Source organism: Proteiniphilum sp. X52, from assembly GCF_003712195.1.
In the GTDB taxonomy this organism is placed as follows: domain Bacteria; phylum Bacteroidota; class Bacteroidia; order Bacteroidales; family Dysgonomonadaceae; genus Proteiniphilum.
In genome coordinates, this window is sequence record NZ_RDSD01000015.1 from 32373 (window position 1) to 57690 (window position 25318).

Consider the following 25318-nt stretch of genomic DNA (forward strand, 5'->3'; position numbering starts at 1 on the left):
TAATGAATAAAGAGCCTAAAAATCATGAGGATTACATTATTAAACAGAGGATTCAAAATCCGGTTATACCCCTATCGTAGCACAAGGCGGATGTGTTTTAACGAAGAACTTCAACAATTAGCTTAAAATTAGTGTAAAGTCAATTTTGATATGATGTGTTTTTTATGTGTCGGACTCAATAGTAAAAATAATAAAAATGTCTATGAATGTTTTAAGACAATTCAAAAAAAATCTCTCCTTACGCATTGTGAATCTTGTAGGATTGTCCATCATGTTCGCTTGCATTCTTCTTTCGTTAGGTTTCATCAATCGGGAATTGAGTTATGACCGTCATCACACTAATTCCGATCGAATAGTTCGCTTGTCATTGCAATTCAACGATGATCCTATTGACGGGCGTATTTATGGCAATACCATTGATAACGTATTGCAGCAAATACCTGAGATAGATCGAATTGTAAAGATGTTCAAAATCAATACAGCAGTGTTGACTTATCAGGGAAATCATCATATAGTCAATGATCTTTACATGGTAAATCGTGAATTCTTGGAAGTATTTGATATCCCGTTGATACAAGGAGTCAAAAATGAGGTGTTACAACGTAAGGGACAGGTGTTGGTTAGCGAAAGTTTTGCTCGTCAATTGTTTGGTGAAATCAGTTTTGATGAGATTCAATTATCGGAATTTTTTATTGAAGGGCAAAACTTCTTAATCTCAGGTATATTTAAGGATATCCCTGAAACTTCACATTTCCGTACTGATTTTTTGTTATATCTCCCAGACAACAGAGAAGCGTATACTTTTACCTATTTGTTATTGAAGGATCAAACTGATGTTCAATCTTTAGCACAAAAAATAACCACGCTCGTTGAAGAAAAAGAGTTATTTCATTCCTTAAAACTTCATACTTTTTTGATGCCATTGACTGATATTCATCTTCATAGTCATAACCTTAGAGAAATGAGCATAAATGGAAACATTCATTATATTTATTTGATTATTGGAGCTAATGTGCTATTATTAATCGTAGTACTGTTTAATGTATGGTTAAATGCAAATTTGATGTTTTCCTATAATCGTCGTTATTATCAAATTTTACGTTTGCATGGAGCGAGTTCGTTGGTTGTATTCAAAGATGAGGTATTATCGGCATCGCTTTGTGGCATTTTATCTATTATAATAGGGCTTGTGTCAGCGTGTTGCGTTCTCTTGTCTGGGTTTATTCCAGGGCATATCACTATCATTGGGACAGTTATATTATGCGGGATTTTCTTATTATCGATCATTGTTGTGTCACTCCTTCCGGTGATTAAAAGTATTTCATATACATCATTTCTCAATACCACCATAGATGTGAAACCTATTGGATTTTCGCATATAAATGTCAAATGGATGTTAACGATACAATATGCAGTGGTGATGATAGTGGTAATTCTGGCGTTTGGCATTAACAAGCAGATGAATTTGGTGAAAGATATACAGGTGGGTGGAAACGAACGAACCATCTTGGTTACGTCTGATCAACCAGAGCAAGTTAGGGTAAACTTTGATCTACTAAAAACGGAGTTGCTTAAACATGTCGAAATTGAAGCAGTGACGACAGCTTTCCAATTACCCGGAGATGCAATACGCGATGTAATACAAGTAAGAAGGGAGAACAATATGGATTGGCAACAATTGCCCATCATGGTTGTTGGAGAGGATTTTCTTCCATTCTTCAATATAAAATTGATTGAGGGTCGGGAATTTGCGCCCGCAAAATACGATTATCAAACAGAAGAGATTATATTTTCTGATCATATTCACGGTAAACAAAAAACGGAACATATTGAAGAGTATGTTATTAACCGTAAAGCTTTGGCAGTATTAGGATTCAACTCTCCAGATGAAGCCATTGGCGAAATACTACAAATCGAACATGGTACAATTGATTATTTTCAACGGGGTGTTATTGTAGGTGTCACGGACGATTTCAATTATACCGGATTGTACCAGGAAACAATTCCGTTGATGATGATGCAACGTCGCTTGTTTCAATATTGTATCATGGTGCGATTTGATCAAGATCGTTTTATGTATGCCCGAACAGTTTTTGAGAAGATTTGGAATGATGTTAATTCTAATTATTCTGCCAATTATGTTTTTATGAATGATGTGTTTAATAAGATGTATCATAATGAAATGAGCGCTCAACAATTGGTGTATTTTTTCTCGCTGTTGTGCTTTTGTATCACTGATTTGGGATTGATTGTTTTCATGGCTTTCATCATCCGCCGGCGAAAAAAAGAGATAGCCTTAAGAAAAGTACATGGAGCTAGTGTTAGTGATATCATCCGAATGCTTAACATGGATTTTATTCGCTATATGGCTTTGGCGTTCGTAATTACAATTCCTGTAGCATGGTACATAATGCATCGTTGGTTAGAGCGATTCGCTTACCGAACATCGCTTGATTGGTGGTTATTTGTGTTGGCGGGATTTATCGTTCTAATAATTTCCTACGCTTCTGTCTCGTTACAATGTTGGCGTGCAGCGACTGTAAACCCGGCGGAAGCAATTGCAAAGTCATAAATTGAAAAATTTCGAGAAAATATAGGAGTTTAGTTTGATTAGCTGAAATACGTTCCATGACATCAAGCCCGAATTCTTACAAAATTACCTGGATGAATTCTGTACAAATTTAATCGCAGATATTTTGGAGAAGTTCTCTTTGGAAGATTGCTGGTAGCCTGTGTAAGCTATAGAAATGAGTTTTGGTATAAATGCGGATAATCATTAAATATTATGATAATTAAACTATCTTTTGTGAAATGTGTTCTTTATTTTTTTATCAATATACTGCACGTTGTTTTTTTTACGGTTTTGGCAGTTCTCTTATTACGCATAGGATTAGAAAACGAGAATAATAGTATCTTCATACTAATATTATTATCTTTTCTTTGTTTAATATTGGCCGCTTATCCTTTGTTTTTTCTTATTTATTTTTTTTAAAATGACAAAAGCATATCTATTTACAGTAAAGAAAATTCAGATACAATCATATATAAACTGAGCACTAAAAATTATGTCGTTTTCAAAATAAACGATATTAATAAAATAAATGTGTGTTTTCCTTTAATCAGATTAACAATTAATTATTATTACAAGATATATTTGAACTCTGGACAAGTACTTATTGTCACATGTCTTACACCAACCAAACAATTAAGGAAGCGGGCAAATATAAAAAAAGAAAAATTAGAACATAAATTTTGGATTGATGATTTCATGAAACATTGATAGAGATGTATTTTCTGGGAGAAAAGAACCCGTCATTTTCCCTTATTATAAACCTCAATGGCTCGCTTTTTTCTATCAATTGGAATAAGTTTGTTCCTTGGGATGTGGAACTTGCAGCCGTTAGAATATACCCATACCGGGCGGACATAAAAAACAGGAGGAAAACCGATAAGATTTCCTCCTGTTTTTTTATTTTATTCCATTCCCTGGTGGGGAATTTCACTTATCAGCCAAAAGGTTCGCCGCAGCAAAACCCTCTTACCTGCGTCAAAACGACGGGTACCCGGGGTTCTGCACCAAGTTCGGATTGACCTGCCATGCATCCTGCGAGATGGGATAGAGTTTGAGGTGCTCACCCGTAGCCCGCTCACAATTGGAAGCCTTCCACATGGTCCGTTCAAATTCACCGAAACGGATATCATCCTGCCTCGACCATCCTTCCCATGCCAGTTCGAGTCTTCTCTCCAAAAGAACCTCCGCAAGTCCCACCGTTTCATAGTTGTGCGCCGCGTTACCGTAGCTGCGTTGGCGCACATCGTTCACCCATTGCGCGGCATCGGTGGCGCTCCCCCCGGAGCGCAACAACGCTTCGGCTTTCATCAGATAGACATCGGCCAGGCGGAAGATATGGAAATCGTTTTCCATCGCGTTCACCAGATCCGACGCATAGGGCCACTTAAGGCAGCGCGCGCCGTCGTGCTGGTTCACGGCTCCCCAGGGTGTGCCGTCGTATTCGGTGCCGGGAATCATGGTGACAGCCACGGTATGATCCAACTCATATCCATGGTCGGTGATGATGATCTCGCCGGTAGTCCGGTCATATTGCTTCCCGATCAGGAACGAACCTTCGTAACGGGGATCTTCGGGATCAAAAAGCTCCACATATTCGGGTTGGGCACAAATGCCGTTCCAGGAGGAAAAACTGCCGCCCAGCGACAACTGGTCTTTATAATGCAACGTGCGGTTCATCATTTGGTTCTGGTTTTCGGTATCGGTTTTCGAGAAAGCCACGGCGAAAATTGCTTCGCGCGAGTTGTGGTTGGTCAACGAAAAATTATCCTTCCACACCGGTTCGAGGATATAGTCCATTCCCAGCACCAGATCGCAATAATCTATCACTTCCTTATAGGCATCGCCGGCGTAAGTAACCTTCCAGGCTTCGGCGTTGAGCAGTAACTTGGCCAGCAATGTGTATGCGGCGCCTTTCGTGAATCTCGCATAAGAAGAAGCATCGGGACAGTCGGTGGCAATCTCTTTCAACTCGCTTATGAGCCAGTCGAAGACCACCTGTCGGGACTGGTTCGCGGGCAACACCTTGTCGATGGGAGAATAGTCGGTAACCAACGGGACATTTCCGAAATAATCGATCCAGGTATAATACCAGAAAGCCCTTACACCCCGGACTTCCGCCATCTTAACTTTTTTCAGGTCATCAGAAATCACATCGGTGTGCTCGATAATGTAAATAGTGGCATTGCACTTTCCGATGCTGTTGGCGGCATTACTCCATCCGGTCTTGACCTGGCTGGTTTGCGCCGTCCAGGTATGCATGAACAGTTCGCGGTATTGCCCGCCATCGTACCAATCGCCGCCGAGGCGGGTAGGCGTAACAGCCATCGATCCGGCACATTCCGACAAATAGAGATAATTGCTTGGCCAATAGGTTCTCAACGAATTATACACATCGCCGATAATGGCGTTGAGTTGTTGTTCGGTTTTCGGAAAATCACCGGCAAGCTGGTCGTACACCACTTCGTCGAGGTTCGTGCAGGCAAATGAAGATATCAGCAGCAAGATGCCCGAGAGGAGGGATAATATGGTTGTCTTTTTGTTCATAATTTCATGTTTTAGGATCATAAATGGTGGATATTAAAAAGTCAGATTCACCCCAAAGGTGAAAGAACGCGCTTTGGGCATATAGTTGCGCGGCTCAATGCCGGGCGAAAGGCCGGCACCGCTGTCGGTGGGTTCGCCGCGGAAGAGCTCCACTTCAGGGTCGAGCCCTTTGTAACCGGTAATGACAAACAGGTTTTGTCCGGCCAGGTAAACGCGTGCTTTTTCGAGCCAGCCAATGGATTGAGTATTGAAGGAGTATCCGACAGCCATGTTATCAAGCCGTATGTGTGACGCATCCTCCAGATAGAAAGACGTCACACGCGAATTCTCACTTAAGGTGGTTACCAATTCGTCGTTCAAGGCGTTGGCTCCGCTTATATAGGTGTTGTTTCCATACGCCGCACGGGGGTTATTCAGTACTTTGTTTCCGACGGTACCCCTGAAGAAAATACTGGCATCCCAGTTTTTCCAGGTGAACGCATTATTCCAGCCGAAGGTCAGGTCGGGTTGCGAATCACCCACATAGGTGCGGTCGTCATCGGTAATTTGCCCGTCGCCACTTATATCTTCGATAATATACTTCCCGTCTTGGGTCAGACCGGTACATTTCAGCATATAGAATTGTCCGATGGGATAACCCACCTCCACCACATGCGAGGTAACGCCCGATGCACCTCGTATCCACGGGTCGCCCGTATAGATGCGCCCGGTCGAATACAATTCGTTGGAAAGTCTGGTGACTTTATTTTTATTGTGTGCGAGGTTGACGGAAGTCGTATAGGTAAATCTCCTGTTTTTCACCACATCGATGTTCAGCAGCAGTTCGATTCCCTTATTACTCATATCTCCCACGTTGGCTTGTATTTGATTGTAAACATAGGTAGGCGTGGAAACATTATAAGTATACAACATGTCGGATGTCTGCTTGTCGTACCATTCAATGGTACCGCTAAGGCGGTTGTTGAACAGCGAGAAGTCGAGACCCACATTCAACATGGCGGTGGACTCCCACTTGAGGTCGGGATTGGCATTCTGCGATATCTTATAAGCCACCAGTTGGGTACCGTCACTATAATAGGTTCCGGCGGCCGAATAGAGTTCGAGGGATTTATAGGGCTGCAACCCGTCCTGGTTACCCGTCACTCCGTATCCGACCCGGAACTTCAGGTCGTTCACCCAGCTGACATCTTTCATAAACGACTCCTGTGAAATGCCCCAGGCGGCCGATGCCGAAGGGAATGTCCCCCATTTATGGTTTTGCCCGAATTTGGATGACCCGTCCCTGCGGACCGTGGCGGTCACCATATAACGGTCCTGATAGCTGTAATGCGCGCGCCCGAAAAACGAGATCAGTTTGTAGCCATTTTTACTGGAAGTGACCTCTCCTATTTTCAAAGAGTTCCCCGACTGGATATTGTCGGCTCCCATGGAATTGACGATAAAGTCGGTCGCTTGGGAGCGCTGGCTCGAGAAGATGTTGTTTTCCCAGGAATAACCCATAATAGCATCGAGCTTATGGGAACCGTTACCGCCGAAATTTGATTGATAATTCGCAGTCCACTCCATCAGCTCACGATCCCATTTGCGCGCCTGTCGGACAGCAAGGCCGTTATTACCTTGTCCGCGCGAGTTGCGGGAATCCTGCCATTCGCTGTAGTCATTACTGAAACGGCTTTTGTAGAGTGATGCCTTTACATTGAGGCCTTCGGCAATATCGAACTGGAGATCTCCCGCTCCGTAAAAATAGTTGTTACTCGCCTTGCGGTAATTCTGATCTTGGTTTTGCACGGGGTTTCCCTGATCGTAATTGTTGTTGGCTCCGGTAAAATAGGAGCCGTCCTCGTTATAGACCGGAAAAACCGGCGGCATGTTATAAGCCAGAATGAAATCATCGGCAAAAGGAAAGCGCAAATCCGACAAATTGCCCGACCCGGTAAGGCCCACACGCAACCGGTCATCAATGGCGCGTTGCTGTAACTGGAAACGGAATGAATGGCGTTTCATATCATTGTCGCGAGCGATACCGGTCCGGTCAAGATAAGTATATGAAGCGCGGTAATTGTGTTTGGAACCTCCACCCGACAAAGAAAGGGAATGGTTGGTGGATATTCCCGTACGAAGCATTTCCCCGAACCAATCGGTATCGGCCCTGTATGAATCGTACTTGCTGATATCGTTATTCAGTTCCCTGTTAGTGGCACGCCATTGGGCCGCGTTCATCATGTCGGGTTTATTGGCAACAACATCCATCGACACGTAGCCGTCGTACTGCATCAGATTCTTGGCACCCGATCCGCGCTTGGTGGTGATGAGAATGACCCCTCCCGCGGCGCGCGAACCGTAAATAGCTGCCGATGAAGCGTCTTTGAGCACCGAGATCGACTCGATGTCGGAAGGAGATACGGTGGACATGTCTCCGCCGGGTATGCCGTCGATCACGATCATCGGTCCCTGGTCGTTCTGCAAGGTGGAGGTTCCGCGCAGGCGTATCTGCGAACTGCGTGTCACGTCGCCCGAACCTGAAGTGATGATCAATCCGGCCACTTTCCCCTGTAACAAGTCGGAAGCATCACGGTTGATACCTTTGTTGAAGTGCTCTTCCGATACATTGGCAATGGAACCGGTGATTTCGCGGCGTGTCTGCGTACCGTAACCGACGACCACCACTTCCTGAAGCAACTCGGCATCTTCCTCAAGCACAATATCAAAAGCGGCACGCCCATCAACCGGTATAATTACCGTTTGCATTCCGACGTAAGATATCTCTAATGAAGCCGAAGAGGGGACATTCTGGAGCACAAAACGCCCATCCGCATCGGTGACGGTGCCGGTAGAAGTACCCTGTACCCGCACCGTCACACCGGTAAGCAACTCACCCCCGGCGTCTTTTACCGTGCCGCTCACAGTAAGATTCTGTGCAAACAGATTCAATGATATTGCCCATATGAGTATGGGCATCATCCCTTTCAGCAGATTTAGCATTTCTTTTTTCATACGTTTTTTCAGATTTTAGTATTATGTAACATCTTAATGAACGGATCTATTTTCTAATAAAGCGAAAAATAGCGAGAATTATTGACCTGAACAAACAAAACACCATAAAATTCGCACTATCCCATATATTAACATTGTAAAAAAACAACTCCCTAGCCCTATCAATGCCTTTGTAAATATTTACCAACTAATTGACAATCGGCTGGTTGCAAGCAAGAATTAACATAAAATCAAAACAATCAACCAAAAATCAATGGCTTTATGGCACACCTATTCCTTAATACCCATCATTCTGGACTATACTTCCACCTGATTTGTCGATTTCTCCCTGAGGAATAGGATACAGATAATTAATTTTTTGAAATCCCCGGCTAGCCAACACCTCCTCGGCAATCCCCCATCGTTTGAGATCTCGGAACCGATGAGATTCAAATCCTAATTCAACCCTTCTTTCATGTATCAACCAACTCGAGACGACAGCCATATTCGACTCATTGACGTTTCTATCAGGTAATGTTCCGGCCGGGGGAGTAGTTCCATCAATAGATATTGAATTCCTGGCCCGTTGACGAACCTGATTGATTATCTCGATTGCGTCTGGGGCATTACCAGTTTTCAGCAATGCTTCCGATTTCCAGAGAAGGACATCGGCGTAACGAATATAAATCTTGTTGCCCGGAGCATCATCATCGCCTTTGAACTCTCCATTCAACGTTCCTGCAATTTTATTCACGTTTCTTGAATCAACATCGACTGTATAAAGCAATCTTGGATCGTTTTCTTCAAACGCCTCGATAAATGATGCCTCAGGGGCTACAAAGCCCCATCCCAATAAAGCGCACAAGCCGTTCCCGTTCCGAGGCGTTTGTAACGGTTCGTGGTTATAGCAAAAAATCACCTCCTGCTCTTGAAATTGTTTATTTACATCGAAGCTGTCGAAATAATTGTCATTTAAACTGTAGTAGCGCGTATTTTCAAGTTCATTCACCAATGTAACGACTTCCTGCCATCTTTCATTGAACAGGGCGACTTTTGCTTGAAGCGCTATAACCGCTCCTTTTGACACGCGCCATTTTTCTTGTGGGTTAGAATATTTACCATCGGGCAATAAATTTTTCGCGTTACTTAAATCCCCATCAATCTGTAGCCAGACCTCCTGGGCTGTTGCTCTTACTGCCACCTCATAGGCTTCATTGAAAGATGTGAGCGGCTTCAACAATAAAGGAACTCCACCGAAATTTGTCACCAGATCAAAGTAATAAAATGCCCTAAGAAAGTATACTTCTCCCAAAAGTCTGTTTTGCTCACTTCTATCGAAATTGAGCTTAGCCATCATCTCCTCATTGGTTAAATAGTCAATGGCAGTATTTACCCTTGAAATCCCTTCGTAATTATATGTCCACAGACCATTGAAACCTCCGTTTGAAGCAATAAAACTAAAATTATCAAACTCATCCATCCACGCCTGATCACCATCGGGATTCCATTTCTTCTGCATATCATCCGAAGCAATATCCTGAAGGATAAAATCTCCTCGGGTCACTGTTCCGTCACTCCACGCCCAATCTCCAATAATATTCAACGTGTTCGATAGTAGTTGATAAGACGAGCTTACGGCATATCGTACTGTGGTAGCCGCCGGTTCAAGGTCAACCTGATCGGGTGTCAACAATCCTATGGGGTCTTTCGACAAATACCCTTCACATCCGGACAAAGGCAATATACCGATTATCAATAATAACAGATTCTTATAAGATTTCATTATTCAAAAGATTTAAGTTGTTTAAAAAGAAAGATTAACTCCCAGGATATAAGTCCTTGACTGAGGATAAGTCCCCATATCAATTAAATCGGTAGATTCAGGATCAAGACCGGTATACTTTGTCCATGTAAAAAGGTTTTGCCCTGACAAATAGATCCTTATGTTTTGTAGGCCAATTCTTTTTAGATCATTAAAGGAATAGCCGATTTCAACATTTTTCAACCTCAGATAAGAGGCATTTTCAACAAATATACTGGACACTTTACTACTTCCATTATCAGTAAAGCTCACTCGTGGAATAGTATTGGTGGAACCTTCTCCATCCCAGGCATTCAGGATATTTGTGGTGTAGTTGAATGGCCGCGTATCATAATCGACAATTTTCTTGGCATCGTTATACCTGTCCACATCACCCACACCTTGGAAGAGTAGAGCCATGTCAAAATTTTTATATGACCCGGAAAGATTCAATCCATACAATAACCCCGGGTTAGGGTCTCCTATGAAATCCCTGTCGTTGTCGTCGATCTTTCCATCTCCATTCAGATCCTTGAATCGTATGTCTCCCGGAACCGATATCGGATTAGCCGTTCCGTGGAGATGGGTCCTGATTTCATTGTCATTCTGATAAATTCCATCAAAAACATAACCATAATAGGCGTTAAGTGGTTGACCGGATTCTGTCCTTGTCACCGTACCGATCAAACTGGGCAGGTTCGGATGAAGTTTTTCCACTCGGTTCTTTACGGTTGTAATATTGGCGTTGATATTGTATTTGAATGCCCTTTCAGAATTCCGCAATGTAACACCCAATTCCCAGCCGCGGTTGCTGACCTCGCCTGCATTCACAATAGTAGGATCCACATCACCTACTATGCTTGGAAGCCCTATTGGCAGAAGAATATCGGTTGTCCGTTTTAGGAAGTAATCTGCGGTAAAATACAATCTGTTCCTGAAGAAACCGGCATCGACTCCCAGGTTGTATTGAGTGGTTGTCTCCCATTTCAGGTCAGGATTCCCATATCTCGATATCAGATATTTGTCTCCATCTTTTCTGATTAATGTGAGATAGGCATAATTGTCAATTTCCTGATTCCCCAATTGTCCGATACTCCCTCTTACCTTAAGATCTGAAAGCCAGTCATGTTTTTTCAAAAACTGCTCTTCAGATAACTTCCATCCGGCAGACAAGGAAGGGAAATATCCCCATTGATTATTCTTAGCAAAACGGGAAGATGCATCTGCCCTGAAATTAGCAGTAAGCATATACCTCATGTCGTAAACATAAGTCAGCGAAGCGAAGTAAGACATCAACGCCCATTCCGAGCCGGCACCTCCATTCCACAGATCCTGCTCCGTGCTGCCAAAGTCGATATACCTGAACTTCTCGGTATCATATTCATACCTTCTTCTTGAGGCATTGATCCCCGATTCGTAATTAGTTATAAATTCACTTCCTATCAAAGCATTCAAGGAATGCCCATTGAACATTTTGTCATAACTTAACGTGTTGTTCCAGGTAAATGTAAATTCTTCCCCTCTACTTTCGTCCAATCCATTGGGCCTGTTTTGGCGCCCCAAACCACGGTCTATTTGGCTGCCGCTGCCATCGTCATCTCCGAAATTGGCAAAAAATGCCTTTTCATGCCTGAAGTTCAAATCAACACCTACATTGGTTCTGAGAGTCAATTCTTTTTCGGGCAAAAAAGAGACTTCCGCGAAAAGGTTACCGAATGTTTTGAAATGCGAGCGGGTGTCGTCCGTGAAATAAGCCAAGGCAATGGGGTTTTGCGTCCATTCGTATTTGTCGCTTTCAAATCCTCCCGCGTCTCTGTTATTATGCACATAAAAGGGAAGGTCAGTAAAAGGATCCCTTTCAGAATAGGTGGGATCATCAGGCGACTTATATACAGGAATAACCGGTGGACGCAAAAGTGCATGTCTTATGATTCCGGGTGCATCACCTTTTGACGAGAGTTTATCCTGGATGGCGTAAGAGAGTTGCATATTGGTTCCCAGTCTTATTCTTTCAGTCAACCGGGAACTGATATTTGTACGAAAATTGAATCGCTTATACTTATCGTTATCATACACCACAATACCGTCCTGACCAGTATACCCAGCCGAAAGCAAATAGTGCAATTTGTCGTTCCCACCACTGGCGGTTATTTGAATATTCTGTGAATAGCCTGGTTCAAAAAGTTCATTCAACCAGTTTGTATTGGCAAAATCGCCACGTCCTTTATCAGCTGTATAAGGGTTAGCACCCGTATAACCCGCATTGTTCCAGGCTTTTTCCACAACATTGATATACTGTTCCGAATTAAGCATCTTGGGAAGATTAGCAGCATGCTGTATCCCGCCATAATAATTTATCTCAAAACCAGTCTTTCCCGCAGTCCCCCTCTTGGTGGTGATGACAATAACACCGGCAGAAGCTCTCGAACCATAAATAGCAGCCGCAGAGGCATCTTTCAAGACTGTCATAGATTCGATATCGGAAGGGTTGAGAAAAGCCAATTCCCGGGTAGGAACTCCATCCACAACATACAGCGGGTTATTGTTCCCGATTGTGCCTTCGCCCCTGATTCTGATATTTATCTCATCACCCGGAGCACCAGTGCTCTGGGTGACCTGAACACCTGCCACCTGGCCCTGAAGTGCTTGTCTCAGGTCCGCGACCCGGCGTCGTTCCATATCATCCACATTCACCGGAGCCACAGCTCCGGTCAGGGTCGATTTCTTTTGCGCCGAATAGCCGACCACCACCAACTCATCCATCAATTGTGTTTCAGGCTGAAGATTTATCTCCAACACCGTTTGACCGGCCACAACTATCTCCTGAACAGAATATCCCACGTATGACACTCTAAGGGTACTATTTACCGGGACAGACAGTTCAAAATTCCCATCTATGTCAGTTACAGTCCCGGCACCCGTTTCCACCGCAAGGACAGTTACTCCGATCAACTCTTCATTGGTAAGGGCGTCTCTGACGGTACCACTGACTTGGATAGTTGTCTGCGCTTGTGCTCCTAAAACAAAACAGACCATTAATACAAAAAATAACGTTTTCTTCATGTCTTTAAAAAGTTAAGTTATTCATACGATATGATTTTCTTATTTACCAAAAGCTTTCCATCCTCTTTTTCCACTTCCACACCCGACGGCAACTCTACAACCAAACAGCTGTAATCGGCCGGTATGCCTATTTCCACAGTACCGGTTACCGACCGGGCCAAATAGGTCTTTGAAATAGTATCAAAGAGATCTACTCCATCTTTTTCAGGCGTGTATGCTACTTTTTTATCCTCTTCATAGGGATTATAAATCAAGAAGGTAGGGTAACTCCTATCCGAGTAAAAATCGGTTATATTACAATCGAGTTTGAGTATTCTCTCGACATTGGTTTTTTCTACCATGGCGCCAAATACCCCAACCGGTGCTGTGCTGTAGAGGCTGAACATAGATTCTTTGGGATTGTCTTTATGCCACTTAGGGCCATCCCCAATAGCAACAGGATGCACGCCCTCCAACCGAGGATTGTTCATATCATCTTTCAAGCGTAACCCTTCGTAAGCAATGATAGCATTGGTATAGCCCCGCATTCCGGGAAGCCATTGGTTTTCATCAGGAATTTCATCGGGATAGAAAAAACGGGAAGCATTCACATTGTTCAACATCCATTTACCGACAGACCTTGCAAATTGAGGTTCATATTTCACCATTGGCACAAATGGCATTGCGGTCAATATACCATTCATCAGGAAAGCATACCCACCTCCATCTGTAATACTTCCCTGTAGGCCGCTTACATCATATTCACCCCATTTATCAGCAATAATCCCCCATCCTGTACGTCCTGTCCTGCTTTTTGTCCCTTCAAAAACCCAATCAAGCATTTTCCGCACATCAAAGTTCATTCCTTCTTCGGCATTTAATCGGGCGGCGGTATAAATTCCAATCGGCAACAGGACTTCATAAAAACGGCTTTCCCTTTGGTTATTCAACGCTTCAATTGCCGATTTCGCGCGGGTCAGATAACGCGGATCTCCAAATTTTTTATAGGCTGCATACAGCACATATCCATGTCCTCCGGCCGCATCTTGTTGTAAAGGAATATGGTTTACCATACCTTTCATTTGGCCATAATCGAAGTACGAATAATCATAATTACCGTCCAAGAGCGAGTCGGCTTTATAAAATTGCTCTGCGATTATCCTTTGGATAAACTCGGCGTTTTCGACACCCGGAAAAACATCACAAACATTATAAAATAGCACATTCGGAAGTACATCATACCACCAATCCCGACCATAACCTCCTCCCAAATGACCTACTTCAGAGGTTGTATTGTTCATCATGATGTTCCATCCGTTGTCCCTATTAAAATAGTTTTGAATCATCTTCACGAAATTATACCCGTTTTGATTGGTTTTGTCGATTCCTATTAAACCGGCACCCAGCAAGGCTGACAGAGAGGTCAGACTTTCGTGAAATTCGCCATTGTTCACCTCAGCTCCCTGACGCACATCATTCACCGCGGTAAAAAGCCCGAATGTCTGTTGTGGTAAATTACGCCGGTTATTATCCAGCCAGATCATCGGTCCGGCGGGTAACTTCGAATTGAAATCAAAAACATACTCATCAAACTGCCGCGCTTTCTTTTTCCAATCCAGAAAACTGTAAGGTTGCGGCATATTGGGCATAAGTTCCACTCTGTGTATGTTGGTTTGAGCAACAGGATTACCATAATTAGCAGGTTCTGTCGCACATGAGAACAGAGAAAACAAGCATGCAAACAGGAATAAATCAGCTATAAACTTCATACGATCAAAAAATTAGACTCAAGAGCCAAGAATCAAGACTAAACGAATGTGCTAATTTGTTTATCCCGATAAATCGGGACGTGTAGTGCCGATGTGCTCATTGAATTATTAAATCATTGTATCATTCAATTTCATTGGCATATTATTCACATTATTCTCATTAACTACACTTCGTTCCGTTGAACGTTGTTTGTCACATTACAATCACTTCTTGTATCTGATGAGTGTTTTATACTGTTGAATTGTCATACTTCACATCAATATCATTGATGATATTCTTTGCAAGAGGTAATGAGAACAGTTGAATAGCGCCAACAATCAGCAACGCATATCTGAGGGCAAAATCTTCCGACACCACGTAAGCAAGCGATATGAATAACCCCATTCCGAAAGCGCGGCCAAAAAACAAACCAATCTCATGACTAAGGATATAGGTATATTCACTTCTCTTCTCAATCGCTTTTACCGCATCAATAGTTTTCATCATGGTAGGAAAATACGCTAAATCGTGAAGGGGTTGAAACAGCACTTTACAGAGTACAAACACAATAACCCCTATCGCCGAAAAGAGAAAAGCGTTAAACAATGTCCCCAGAAAAAAGACCAGCAATCCGAATCCGAATATTGCCATCCTGTGCTTGGGCTTAGCAATCCTTCCCAATGTATAAACCAGGATAGCTGTAAGCAGACCTCCAATACCTTGTATCAGCCCTAAAGCACCCTCATTACCCACAAGGCGCATTACCAGAATAGCCGGTGCCGTCACTAAAAACCCTTGCACCATCCCTTTGAGTCCGGCAAGCGTCAATAACTTCTTCCAGAGAATATGAAAACGGGTGTAAAAGAATTTTTTTTGCACCGGATTAGTGAAATCACCTTTCGACAAGACAGTCCCTGCAATAATTGCTATGAGCAAGCTGATAACGGTAATAATCTGATAACCGTTATTCACATCTAACACCTTGCCGAGAAAATATAACCCACTGACCGATCCCAAGAAAGCTCCCACAATAAGGGGCACGACAATGCTCCACAAAGAGAAAAAGAAAGACTCCAGACCAAAGAAGTAGTTCCTGTTTTCGTCATTTGTGGAATTCAGCGTAAGTAAATAACGGTTAGTCCAAAAGAATCCGGTGGACGCTCCCAAGACAAATCCGGATATACCCAACTCCAAAATTCCGGTAAAATTCACAAACATCATCACCATTAAGGCCAAAGCCGACAATAAAATCCCAAAAACATACAAGGAAGAAGCTTTGAACTTATTCATCATCAACCCGTTGAGCACTGACGTAGCCAACACCCCGGCATACATGCAAAGTTGGTAGATTGCCACATAAGACGGATTACCGGTGTTTCGCATAATATATGCTCCCACAAAAATCTCAATAATGGGCAATATGAGCGCATATAACATATTTGTTATAAGCAGCGTTCTTATATTCAACGGTTGAGAACGGAAGAATCTATACTCACTAAATAAGTTTTTCGACATTTTTTATTTCAAAGAATTTAGTATTTCCTTAATTGAGAATTCGGCTTTGCAAATAACCTCATCACTGGCACCATAGAATAATTTAACAACATCTCCCTCCACATAGTGTCCATTCGTAAATACCACATTGCCAAAGAACCCGGTCTTTTCATATGCGGCCACAGGCTCCATTATAGTTTCCACACTCCGTGCCAGCACTTTGGAGGGATCTTTTAAATCCAATAATAGCGCGCCTAAACAATACCTGTGATCCGCATTGGCTCCATGATATATCTCCAACCAACCCTCGTTGGTCTTAATAGGCGCGGCTCCAGCCCCCACACGTGCCGAATCCCAACTATTGTCCCGGGTAGTTGCGATACATTTGTGATTTCCCCAATGTATCCGGTCGAAAGATTCTGCCAACCAAATGTAATTCCCCCCCAGTTCAGGACTACTGGGACGGTGCAGCGCATAAAATTTGTCATTGATCTTTTCCTCAAAAATGGCACAATCTTTATTATGTGGCGGAAATATCATCCCTTTTCTCTCATAGGTCTTGAAATCTTTTGTAGCAATCAGTCCAACACCAACCGCCACATGCGATACCATGGTATAGGTAAGAAAGAAGCCGTCTTCCATAGTAGCCACACGACAATCTTCGATACCAAACGACTCCAGGGGCCCCTGACCGAAGATTGGCGAATATTCCGGATCCTCGCGAAAATGCAGATCGTCATCGCTGTATACAAGGCGTAAATAGGATAATGTGGTGAGATAATTCTGCCCCTTATATTGTATCACGCGAGGGTCTGAGGCGTCTAATTGAGGATCATCCTCATCAAAACTCATTATCTCTATATGCCCCTCTTTATTATATACCGGAAAACTAATTTTTCCCTCAATCTGTTTTGGCCTTTCAGCCACTCGTAACACCAGCCATGTTTTGCCGTTCATCCTGAATACTCCCGGATTGAGTAAACATGTTATTTCCATTCCTTCTATTCCCGGTTTTAAATCCGAAGGTCGTAATATCGGATTTTTGTCGTATCGTTTTGCAATGTCCATGATATAAAGTTTTTTTGAATCAGGGCGAAAATTAGTCAATTTAATACACAGCAAGGTATCCTAGGTTTTCAAAATAGTACACTTATGTCTCAACTATAGAAAATGTTCCATTACATCAGACATTTTCTGTGCTCGGCAAAACAAATAAATTTGTTCTGCTCTTGCTTAACGAAAATGTTCCATTTTATTTGAAATAGTGGACGTTCCAGGTATCAATACTGCTCAAATTTAAATTGTTTGGTACCGGTTTTCAGAATAAAATGATGTAATTTTGTGATCCACGGTTCTCAATAGATATTAAGCATCCGGATGAAAAATATTTTTCACATATTATTTCTTATTCTGCCTATAACGGGGTATGCTCTTGATTTTGACATTCAATCCTTGACAAATAAAGATGGCCTGTCAAATAGTTCCATCAATGTAATTTTTCAGGACTCTAATCAGCTCATGTGGTTTGGAACATGGGACGGACTTAATTTATATAACAGTAAGGAATTCCAGGTCTTCAAACCTGTACCCGGAGATCCCCAAAGTATCAGCAACAACATTATCAGGGATATTATCGAAGAAAAAAAAGATTTCTTATGGATTGCCACTGATATCGGAATTAATCGGCTCAATATCAAGGAAAGGGTCTTCGAACATTTTTTTGTGGATTCCCTAAGACGGGAAATAACCAATGAACGCTCCTATTTGATTGCCGCAAATTCTCAAGGTAAAATCGTAGCCTATATATATCAACAGGGGTTATACTATTTCGATACCGGGGAGAATGATTTTATCCCTATGGATCTCAATAATAAATTGCACATAAAGAAAATTCTTTTTGATGACAACGATAATTTATGGGTATTGACAAAAGAAAAATCTGTATATACGATCCCATTAGACGCACAGGGAAACCGTTTGTCTGCGCGCAACATAAATCAATTTTCACTGAATGACATAGAAAATATCTTTCATTGTGAATCAGGGCGGATCCTCCTTCAAACATCCGATTATCAATTATATACATATCATGATTCACAAAACGAGCTCACACTTCTCCCTATTCAAAGTGAAATAGGTTATATCAATGATATTGCTTTTCATGAAGAATCAACGTATATAGGGACAAATAAAGGTTTATACCGGTACAACCATCACACGGGGATAATGGCTGTGATAGAAAATATTCCTGTACTAAGCGTATTATATAATATCACCCAGAATATCATATGGGTAGGTACCGACATGAAGGGAATTTACAAAATTGTCCCTTCCAATGAGAGATTTAAAGTTTATTCATCAGAGAATATTCCTAATTTTGGAACTGTCGCTGTGAGAGCTTTTTTTGAAGATGAAAACCAAACCCTGTGGGTCGGCACCAAAGGGGCAGGGATATATAATTTCAGAAGAGATCCGAAAAGCGGAGAATTACAACCAAACAATAATTTCAGTGTGAAAGATGGATTATTAAGCAACTCTGTTTTTGAGATTGTAAAAGGATTTACAAATGAGTACTGGATCGGAACAGATGGAGACGGGATCAACTATTATGATAAAAAATCGAATAGTATCCGCAGTTTGAGCATTCCGGCAGAGTTGCGCCTCTCATCCATTTATGCCATTTTACCTGACAATGATAATACCTTATGGGTAGGAACAAGCGGTCAAGGGATGTACAAACTAAAAATCGATCTCACTGCCACTCCTTACCGTGCCATTGATTACAAGCAATTTATTTTTAAAGAAAAAGAATCGTCATTAAGCAACAATATCGTGTATTCGATTATAAAAGAGAATGACACTCACTTATGGATAGGAACACGGGGAGGTGGAATAAATAAATTTGATATTATCAATGAAACCTTTGAAGTAGTCAAATTTTCCGAAAACAATGCCAGCAGTGATGATGTGCTCTGTTTACATAAAGACAATAAAGGCAACTTATGGGTCGGCACAAGCATGGGGGTAAATAAAGTGTCATGGAACGATAAGACAGAACCTGTAATCTATAATTTCAGCGAGAGAAACGGCATACCCAACAATACCATTCATGGAATTCTGGAAGATAAAAACAATAATTTATGGATTAGCACCAATAACGGACTGACAAAGTTGATCCCCGATGAAGTGGATGAACACTCCTATTATATCATCTCCTATTTTGCAAATGATGGACTACAGGATAATGAATTTTCCGACGGAGCTTATTATCAAAGTCCTTATTCCTCTCTTTTTTATTTCGGAGGAATCAATGGTTTCAACGAATTCGATCCGCTTAAAATTATTCAAAATGAATATATGCCGGAACTTTGGTTGGATGCTTTTTTTGTTGACAATATTGATATGGAGCTATCCGATTACTTAGTCAGAAAGAAAAATATGGAAGTGCTCACACTGTCCCACAAAAACAAATCGTTCAGTTTCCGGTTTGTGCCGATGGATTATCTCGCTTCGACCAAATGTGAAATAGCCTATTTGTTGGAAGGATTTCACGATACATGGGTTAATTTAGGTGCGTCAAATACGATAGTATTCACGAATTTGCCAAAAGGGAAGTATTTACTTAAAGTGAAGGTAAGCAATGCGAATAAAATATGGAGTGATACTCTTTTCCGTTTGCCTATAGAAATGACGCCACCATGGTGGAAAAGTAATTTAGCCTATTTCTCTTATATTGTCCTACTCTTATGCCTCATAGCAATTACAAGGAGACTGGTATTATATCGTATAAAGCTCAATAACGATATAAAAATGAAAGAGATGGAAAAACAAAAAGCAGAAGAAATCCACCAAGGAAAACTCCGTTTCTTCACCAACATAGCACACGAATTCTCCAACTCTTTGACCCTTATATATGGTCCGTGCGAGAAACTAATGAAAGAAAAAGAGATCGACAGCTATACTAAAAAATATCTGGGAGTAATAAAATCCAACTCCGAAAGGATGCTGAACCTGATTGAACAGCTCGTTGAATTCAGAAAAGCCGAAACCGGACATTTAAAACTTAAAATTGAACCCGTTGATATCTCCGAGTTAATTCAATTTGTAATTGATAGCTTTATCGAGATACTGGAACAGAAAAAAATCGATTATTCCATCTCTTTCCTGCCGGATGAAAATATAATATGGGTAACCGATAGAAATAATCTTGAAAAAATCATCTTCAACTTATTGTCAAATGCCGTAAAATACACCCCGGAGGAAGAAAAGATTCAAATTGATATTAAAGCAGAAAATGATCTGTTATCAATCGCAATAAAAAATACCGGTATTGGAATAAAATCAGCATACTTTAATGCTTTATTCGACAGGTTTGAAGTGCTGAACCGCTTTGAAAAGCAGGCGTCTACCGGGAATTATCCCCGACACGGTATTGGTTTGGCATTATCTAAAAGTATTGCAAACCTGCTAAACGGAGATATACGAATAGAAAGCGACGGAGACACCTTTACCCTTTTTGAGGTTTCTATACCACAATCAGAACTCACACCCACTCCATCTGGGGAGATGCCTCTCTTATCTCCTCCCAAATCAGTTGAAGGAGATCTCATAGAGGAAAAAGATCGTTCATCGGGGAAGGATAATTTTCCGAATGAGGGGTTTATCCTGATTGTGGAAGACGATAATGAAATCCGCTCAATGATAAAGGATCTTTTGAGCACAAACTATACCATAGTAGAAGCATCCAACGGGAAGGAGGCTTTACAGATTGTCCATAAGCAACGGCCAATATTGGTTATCAGTGATATTATCATGTCGGAAATGAATGGGGTTGAATTTGTGAAAATAATGAAAACAGAAGAATTCACCCGTCATATCCCAATCATACTCTTATCCTCAAAAAGTTCAATTGAAAGCCAGATTGAAGGGTTCGAGGTAGGCGCGGACGCCTACATAAATAAACCTTTCAACTTTCGTCATCTGGAAGTAATCGTAAAAAATCTGCTGCATAAAAAAGATGTGTGGAAAGAGTATAGTCAATCTCCCTATTCTACCCTTGAACAATATGAGGGTAGCCTTATTCAAAAGGAAGATAAAGATTTGATCCTTCGCGTTACAAAAATTATTCATGACAACATAGAGAACGAAGAACTCACGATAAATTTCATAGCCAATGAGACGGCTATCAGCAAGATACAGCTTTATCGAAAGATTAAGGAAATCACAAAAAAAACACCTACCGAATTCATTCGGTCAGTCAGGCTTACACATGCAGCAAAACTACTGAGGACCACAAATAAAACCGTGCAAGAGATCATCTATGCGTCCGGTTTTAACAACAAGACCTATTTCTACAGAGAATTTCTCAAACAATTCAACAAGACTCCCAAAGAATACAGGGAACCAGGTTAGCCATCTCCCTGCCAAAAGAAACTAATGGATCGTCACCATACGAATTACCCTGTTCGTTCGTGACGATACCGGAACAGGATGGCGAACAGGATGGCAACCACAAGGGCATAACCGGCGAAAATAAACCAGACACTTTGCCAATCGCCAATCAGCAGCGATGTGGTTGTAGAGCCCACGGTCACGTCTGTCCAGGAGCAAAACCGGTTCACCACCCACTGTGCCCATAACGTCCCCACGGTGGCGCCTATCCCGTTGGTCATCAACATAAACAATCCCTGCGCGCTGGCACGGATAGTGTGCGGGGTTTCCTTGTCAACAAACAATGATCCTGAAACATTGAAGAAATCGAAAGCCACGCCATATACCAGCATGGAGAACAACAAGAGCCACACACCGCCGCCGGGGTTACCCAATCCGAAGAACCCGAAGCGCAGTACCCAGGCAAGCATGGCAATCAACATCACGTTCTTGATACCATAACGTTTCAGGAAGAAAGGGATCAGCAGGATGCAGCACGCCTCCGATATCTGGGAAAGGGATATCAATATATTTGAATGCTTTACCCCAAAAGTACCGGCATACTCCGGATAAGCTTCAAAACTGGCGATGAACGGGTTGGCAAATCCGTTGGTGATTTGCAAGGCGACACCCAGCAGCATCGAAAAAATAAAAAAGATTGCCATCTTTCTTATTTTAAAGAGTTTGAAGGCATCCAACCCAAGCGCCTGAAACAGGCTCTTGCTACCTGTCGCCGTTGACACAGGGCAACCGGGCAATGTGAACGCGTAAATCCCCAACATAAAGCCCAATAGGGCACTCACCACAAACTGCATCGAAGAAGTCTGGTATCCCAGTATATCCACAAGCCACATAGTGCAGATAAAACCTATCGTGCCAAATACACGTATGGGCGGGAAAACCCTTACCGTGTCCATTCCAGCCTTTTCAAGAATAGTATAAGCTACCGAATTGGACAAAGCCAATGTGGGCATATAAAAAGCCACGCTCAATGCATAAAGGCCAAAAATAGTGGGGAATGAGACTTCCGTGCCACTAAACAATCCATACAGACCGGCAGAGAGCATGAAGGAGGCAGCCACCAGATGGCTTATTCCCAACAATTTTTGTGCGGGCACCCATCTGTCGGCCACAATCCCCATGATGGCAGGCATAAAAATGGATACTATCCCCTGTACCGAGTAAAAAATACCGATGTGCGATCCCAGTCCGGCAGGCCCCAAATAACGGGACATGGAAGTAAGATAGGCCCCCCAGATGGCAAACTGGAGGAAATTCATGATAGTTAGTCTGATTTTCAATGACATAAGTTTTATCTTCAATTATTATTCATTCCTGTTCGGTTATTATCAAGTGGATGTTCAGTCAATCACCTGCCAAGCCATGGTGCCGGATTGAGTTTGTTTGTCTTTTGCCACAACTGGAAATGCATCGTCGAGACACCTGTGTCCGGATCAGTGAAGATCCGTCCTAATGACTGTCCGGTTTTCACTTTGTCTCCCTGCTTTACAAACAAGTCGTATATATTGGCATAGAACGTATAGTAATCACCGTGACGCACAATCACACAAGTGTTGGAGCCGGGGAAGGAGAATACTTTCGAAACTTCCCCATCGAATACGCTACGGATATTGGCACCTCTCTCAGCCTGAATATCCACTCCGTTACTATTGGTGGTAACATTCCATTCATTATGTTTTTTGGCACCGAAATTACCCACAATGGCTGCTGTGCCGGTAACCGGCATAGGCAGTTTGCCCCTGTTGGCAGCAAAATCCTTCGAGAGGTTAAAGGTTTCGGCCGATGCGGTACTGCCGCCGGCCTCGATTCTGGGCCCCGGCGCGGCAGAGGAGGCACGCTCTTCTGTTTTCTCGGCGGTCTCACGCCCTGTCTCCCCACGGCTCTCACCCCTTCGCCGAGCTTCAGCCCGCTTCTCTTCCGCTTTTCTGCGCCGCTCCGCCTCTTCCGCTTTTCTCCTGGCCTCCGCCTCACGCTCCAGCCGCGCCACCTCTTCGGCGATAAGTCTGGCAATCTGGGCATTTAACTGGTCCGCCCGTTGCTGTTTTTCCCGAAGTGTCCTCTGCAATTCCCGCTCTTGTCCCTTCACAGCCGCCATCTCCGACTGACGCGTTTTCTCTTCTCCCTGTAATCTTTTCTGCTCCTCCTCTAACGAGGCCAATGCCTTTTCTCTGTCAACCTTGGCTTTAGCCAGCAACTCCTGTTTTTCCTTTATTTCAGCATGCTGCTTCTTTATTTCTTCAGCCTGTGTTTTCTGCCATTTGGAATATTCACGCAGATATTGCATTCTCCGCAACGATTCCCCTACCGATTTACCTGATAAGATAAAAAGCAGTTTGTTCTGGCTGAACTTACGGTTCAGCATCCCTTTCATGGCATCGGCATAATATTCCTGCTTCTTTTTCAACTCTTTTTCCAGCCGGGATATCTCACTTTCGAGGCGTGCCTCCTCCTTCCGCAACGCTTCTATCTCCCGGTTCTGCACATCTATCAATTTTTTGCGGGCCGATATCTGGTTGTTGATAAGGTTGATTCGATCCAAGATTGTGGTGGTCTGCTTTTTGACATCGACATAAAGTTTATTCGTATTTCTGATCTCTTCCATCAATGCCTGCTGCTGTCGTTGCAAATTCTCGATCTGCTGGGTTTGGGACAGCAGCAGAACGGCGATTGCGTGGGCAAGGAAGACAAGAATAATCTTTTTCATACGATCATTTATATAGAACTAAGAAGTTAGAACCAAGAAGCCTGAAGTCAAGGAGTTCTGGAGTTTTGGTTCTTGGGCGGTTGACTTTTCTCCCCATTCCCCTCTCTCTCATACTCCCAGTCTGAGCCATCTCTCCCCCTAAAATCACTTCGGAGAAAGAATTTTGAGTATCTCATCGATGGACGTCTTCGTATAATTCGACGGAATATTCAGCTCCAGCTTCAAGGAGTCATTCGTAACTATATCGGAAAAGAGCAACTCGGCATTAATCTTCCGTGATAGAGATGAGAGCGTAATACTCATCTTATGCGGGAATGTGACATTATGCAACACCGTAAAATCATGATATTCCCACTGCATATCCTGTTTTTTCTCCGACTGCATGAGGTGGGCAAAAGTGATCCGGTCATCCCCGTTGACCGTAAATGAATAATCGATCCCCGAGTCGGCGTCTTTGGCCGTCATACGATAGCTCTGATCTGAGGCGCGACTATAGCTGAAAGCGCTGTAATCACCTGCATCAATCTCCTCTTTCCCGGACACAAAAAGCGCATTTGTGAATAGCGATTGCATCGTATAATAGTCGAATCCAACAGGATAAAGCTGCTTTAATGTGGAGAACGATTCCAACACATACCGCTTATTCATCCTGTCGAGTAAAAACAACGTATCGGGGTTAATATGGATCCGGAACATCTCCACACCGAAAAGCGGCTGTATGGAGATCTGAAGGGCTTTGTCCCTCACAATCCGCAGGTTGGCTCTGGAACTATATGATTTCGTGCCGGAAGTCATTCCCATATTGAGTCTGGCTGACAGGGTACGATAGGGGAACTCCCTGGCAATGACATCATTGAAAAGCTCATGATAGGCTTTGTCCTCCACCGGGGCGGTGGAGTAAACGATCTTCTGTTTCGGTTTACATGCGGTAAATGCCACTGCTGATAATAAACAGATGATCAAAATATGTCGATAACGAGAAATATCC

At 42.7% G+C, this 25318-nt stretch carries 12 protein-coding genes and 1 pseudogene; 3 read left to right on the forward strand and 10 right to left on the reverse strand.

The genetic code is table 11. The features are described 5' to 3' along the window. Nucleotides 1-202: 202 nt before the first annotated feature. Together D7D25_RS12105 and D7D25_RS12110 are read left to right on the forward strand one after the other, a co-directional pair. On the forward strand, nt 203-2572 hold the full coding sequence (locus tag D7D25_RS12105) for an ABC transporter permease (RefSeq protein ID WP_158602610.1): 2370 nt from the start codon (nt 203-205) through the stop codon (nt 2570-2572). A gap of 46 nt (nt 2573-2618) precedes the next feature. Next, nucleotides 2619-2773 (forward strand): annotated as a pseudogene (locus D7D25_RS12110) (IS1595 family transposase); the annotation flags it as partial. A gap of 774 nt (nt 2774-3547) precedes the next feature. Here the strand turns inward: D7D25_RS12110 and D7D25_RS12120 are convergent. From D7D25_RS12120 to D7D25_RS12150, 7 genes are all read right to left on the reverse strand, one after another. Continuing rightward, nucleotides 3548-5116, reverse strand: a complete 1569-nt coding sequence (locus D7D25_RS12120; RefSeq protein ID WP_122969218.1) for a RagB/SusD family nutrient uptake outer membrane protein — start codon at nt 5114-5116, stop codon at nt 3548-3550. 33 nt (nt 5117-5149) lie between these two features. After that, nucleotides 5150-8077: a TonB-dependent receptor gene (locus D7D25_RS12125; RefSeq protein ID WP_255417293.1), complete on the reverse strand. Its 2928-nt coding sequence runs from the start codon at nt 8075-8077 to the stop codon at nt 5150-5152. Nucleotides 8078-8387: 310 nt separating this feature from the next. Beyond that, the gene (locus D7D25_RS12130) at nt 8388-9872 is read right to left on the reverse strand and encodes a RagB/SusD family nutrient uptake outer membrane protein (RefSeq protein ID WP_122969220.1); all 1485 of its coding nucleotides are present in this window, start codon (nt 9870-9872) and stop codon (nt 8388-8390) included. A gap of 21 nt (nt 9873-9893) precedes the next feature. Continuing rightward, on the reverse strand, nt 9894-12953 hold the full coding sequence (locus tag D7D25_RS12135) for a TonB-dependent receptor (RefSeq protein ID WP_255417290.1): 3060 nt from the start codon (nt 12951-12953) through the stop codon (nt 9894-9896). Between the two features lie 17 nt (nt 12954-12970). Next, complete coding sequence (locus D7D25_RS12140; RefSeq protein ID WP_122969221.1) at nt 12971-14701, reverse strand: hypothetical protein; 1731 nt, start codon at nt 14699-14701, stop codon at nt 12971-12973. A 229-nt stretch (nt 14702-14930) separates the two neighbouring features. Beyond that, entirely contained in the window at nt 14931-16196 is a 1266-nt protein-coding gene (locus D7D25_RS12145; protein ID WP_122969222.1) for an MFS transporter, read from the reverse strand. Between the two features lie 3 nt (nt 16197-16199). After that, entirely contained in the window at nt 16200-17243 is a 1044-nt protein-coding gene (locus tag D7D25_RS12150; RefSeq protein WP_122969263.1) for a glycoside hydrolase family 130 protein, read from the reverse strand. Between the two features lie 309 nt (nt 17244-17552). On the opposite strand from D7D25_RS12150, the gene D7D25_RS12155 reads away from it, so the two are divergent. Next, nucleotides 17553-21587 carry a two-component regulator propeller domain-containing protein gene (locus tag D7D25_RS12155; RefSeq protein WP_122969223.1) on the forward strand — a complete coding sequence of 1345 codons (4035 nt, stop codon included), beginning with the start codon at nt 17553-17555 and terminating at the stop codon, nt 21585-21587. A 44-nt stretch (nt 21588-21631) separates the two neighbouring features. Here the strand turns inward: D7D25_RS12155 and D7D25_RS12160 are convergent, their stop codons facing one another. The 3 genes from D7D25_RS12160 to D7D25_RS12170 form a co-directional block, all read right to left on the reverse strand. Continuing rightward, entirely contained in the window at nt 21632-22912 is a 1281-nt protein-coding gene (locus D7D25_RS12160; protein ID WP_122969224.1) for a nucleoside permease, read from the reverse strand. Between the two features lie 62 nt (nt 22913-22974). After that, nucleotides 22975-24330 carry a peptidoglycan DD-metalloendopeptidase family protein gene (locus D7D25_RS12165; protein ID WP_122969225.1) on the reverse strand — a complete coding sequence of 452 codons (1356 nt, stop codon included), beginning with the start codon at nt 24328-24330 and terminating at the stop codon, nt 22975-22977. Between the two features lie 144 nt (nt 24331-24474). Continuing rightward, complete coding sequence (locus tag D7D25_RS12170; protein ID WP_221408010.1) at nt 24475-25293, reverse strand: DUF4292 domain-containing protein; 819 nt, start codon at nt 25291-25293, stop codon at nt 24475-24477. Nucleotides 25294-25318: the final 25 nt, after the last annotated feature.

Coding starts and splice junctions, on each gene's coding strand:
- D7D25_RS12105 (WP_158602610.1), top strand. CDS start 203: ATGAATGTTTTAAGACAATTCAAAAAAAATCTCTCCTTACGCATTGTG.
- D7D25_RS12120 (WP_122969218.1), bottom strand. CDS start 5,116: ATGAACAAAAAGACAACCATATTATCCCTCCTCTCGGGCATCTTGCTG.
- D7D25_RS12125 (WP_255417293.1), bottom strand. CDS start 8,077: ATGATGCCCATACTCATATGGGCAATATCATTGAATCTGTTTGCACAG.
- D7D25_RS12130 (WP_122969220.1), bottom strand. CDS start 9,872: ATGAAATCTTATAAGAATCTGTTATTATTGATAATCGGTATATTGCCT.
- D7D25_RS12135 (WP_255417290.1), bottom strand. CDS start 12,953: ATGAAGAAAACGTTATTTTTTGTATTAATGGTCTGTTTTGTTTTAGGA.
- D7D25_RS12140 (WP_122969221.1), bottom strand. CDS start 14,701: ATGAAGTTTATAGCTGATTTATTCCTGTTTGCATGCTTGTTTTCTCTG.
- D7D25_RS12145 (WP_122969222.1), bottom strand. CDS start 16,196: ATGTCGAAAAACTTATTTAGTGAGTATAGATTCTTCCGTTCTCAACCG.
- D7D25_RS12150 (WP_122969263.1), bottom strand. CDS start 17,243: ATGGACATTGCAAAACGATACGACAAAAATCCGATATTACGACCTTCG.
- D7D25_RS12155 (WP_122969223.1), top strand. CDS start 17,553: ATGAAAAATATTTTTCACATATTATTTCTTATTCTGCCTATAACGGGG.
- D7D25_RS12160 (WP_122969224.1), bottom strand. CDS start 22,912: ATGTCATTGAAAATCAGACTAACTATCATGAATTTCCTCCAGTTTGCC.
- D7D25_RS12165 (WP_122969225.1), bottom strand. CDS start 24,330: ATGAAAAAGATTATTCTTGTCTTCCTTGCCCACGCAATCGCCGTTCTG.